Genomic DNA, 2,114 nt, shown 5'->3' on the forward strand with positions numbered 1-2,114 from the left:
TTGCCGCCGGTCTGTGCGCCCTGCTGCAGCACGTTGCCGTTGCCGCCGGTCTGGGCGCCTTGCTGGAGGACGTTGCCGCCGCCGCGGCCGGTCTGCGCGCCCTGCTGGAGGACGTTGCCGTTGCCGCCGGTCTGGGCGCCTTGCTGGAGGACGTTGCCGTTGCCGCCGGTCTGTGCGCCCTGCTGCAGCACGTTGCCGTTGCCGCCGGTCTGGGCGCCCTGCTGGAGGACGTTGCCGCCGCCGCGGCCGGTCTGTGCGCCCTGCTGCAGGACGTTGCCGTTGCCGCCGGTCTGTGCGCCCTGCTGGAGGACGTTGCCGCCGCCGCGACCGGTCTGCGCACCCTGCTGGAGGACGTTGCCGCCGCCCCGGCCGGTCTGCGCACCCTGCTGCAGGACGTTGCCATTGCCGCGGCCCGTCTGGGCTCCCTGCTGGAGGACGTTGCCGCCGCCGCGGCCGGTCTGTGCGCCCTGCTGGAGGACGTTGCCGTTGCAGAACTGTGGCTGGAACCGATTGCAGACTGCGGACGGGGCCGTTGGCGGGGTCTGAGGCGCTGCTGCGGCGCTTGTCGCGCCTACGCCGCCCGCGAGGGCCGCGGCCAAGCACGACGCGCCGATGATGCGGGGAATTCCTTGCCGAATGCTTCTCATCATGGTGGATTCCTTGCGTTCGAAAGCGGGTTTGCGCTTGCCTGCATCAGCCAGCGTGGGGTGCCGGGCATCACCGCGGCGTGACGCCGACGTGACCGGACTCAGCTGACGGCGGCCTGTGGACACTCCCCGCAGGTGGCCACTCGCGCCCCAGCCCTGGCCAAGGGCTTCCCTGAAGACGGCCATGTCTCCCGGGGCCCGAACCGATTCCGGTCGGCGAAACCGGCCGGTGTGAAGAGCGCCAGGAGACCCAGGAGACCCTGGAGGCACGCGACCTCACCGGGGGACTGCCGAGCGGAGGCCGAGCGGGCTGCCGCTCGGCACGGGCCCGATACGCGCAGCTGAGAGCAGGAATCCGACCGAGCGTTGTGCGTGGCTGCGTACGGTGACGGGCCTCAGGGGGCGTACTTGTAGCCGACGCGCCGCACCGTCTGGATCGTCCGGCGGTGCTCGGCGCCCAGCTTGCGGCGCAGCCGGGCGACATGGACGTCCACGGTCCGTCCGTCGCCCACATGCCCGTAACCCCAGACCGTGGTTACCAACTGATCGCGGGTGTGCACCCGGTGCGGGTGCGCGACGAGGTGGGCGAGCAGCTCGAACTCCAGGAAGGTGAGGTCGAGCGTGTTCCCGTCGACCGCGGCGACGCGCTGTACGGGGTCGATGCGCACCGGACCCGCGACCGGGTCCTTCACCGGCGACGGCACCACGTACTGGGCTGCCGCGGCGGTGGCCGCGGTGACGGCCGGCTGCTGGTCGGCCGGTACGAGCACCAGGTAGCCGATCATCGGCGGGCGGCCCGGCAGCGCCGGAAGGGTGTGCTGCGGTGCGGGGAGCCAGGTGGCACCCGGCGGCAGGAATTCAGCCACATCGGCCAGCTGGACGACCTCGTCGGGGGCGACGGCGCGCAGCCGGTGGCGGTTGGGGGGGAGCGGGCGGGCGGAGGCGGTGGCCGCAGCGGTCGCCGGAGACGCCGCGGTGGCAGCGGCAGCGGCAGCGGCTGCGGCGGAGAAGGTGTCGGTGTTTGCCATGAGGGTCAGCTCTTTCGCGCGAAGGAGTCGTCGGGGGACGGACTTACTGGCGCGCGGACCGAAGGCCGGGGTGAGCGGCTTTAGAGGGCCTGCGCGTTCAACGCGCGGCAACACACCCGGTCGAAGTCGTGATGCTGACGGGACGGCCAGAACGGTTCGAGGTCGCTGCGACCTGTCGAGGTGTGCTGGATGCTGGCCATGCCCCCATTGAACCAGAGAACGTGACGGCGCAGCAGGCCTCTCTCAGCCGTCGATACGGACCCTTGGCGTTACGTTCCTCACCTGCTCGGGAGGCGGGTCCGCGGGGCGGCGGAGGCGCAGAGGGGGGGGGGGGCCCGCCGGGGGGGGGCCCCCCCCCCCGGGGCGGGGGGGGGGGGGCGCCCCCGGGGGGGGGGGCCCCCCCCCGGGGGCCCGGGGGGGCGAGAAAAACCCGGGGCAC

The 2,114-nt window shown here is 73.1% G+C and carries 1 protein-coding gene and 1 pseudogene; both read right to left on the bottom strand.

Translation table 11 applies throughout. The features are described 5' to 3' along the window. Positions 1-650 (bottom strand): annotated as a pseudogene (locus ACIQCZ_RS21465) (hypothetical protein); the annotation flags it as partial. A 392-nt stretch (positions 651-1,042) separates the two neighbouring features. Beyond that, positions 1,043-1,675, bottom strand: a complete 633-nt coding sequence (locus ACIQCZ_RS21470) for a winged helix-turn-helix domain-containing protein (RefSeq protein WP_402284209.1) — start codon at positions 1,673-1,675, stop codon at positions 1,043-1,045. Positions 1,676-2,114 lie beyond the last annotated feature (439 nt).

Source organism: Streptomyces sp. NPDC093149 (assembly GCF_044754145.1).
GTDB lineage: Bacteria > Actinomycetota > Actinomycetes > Streptomycetales > Streptomycetaceae > Streptomyces.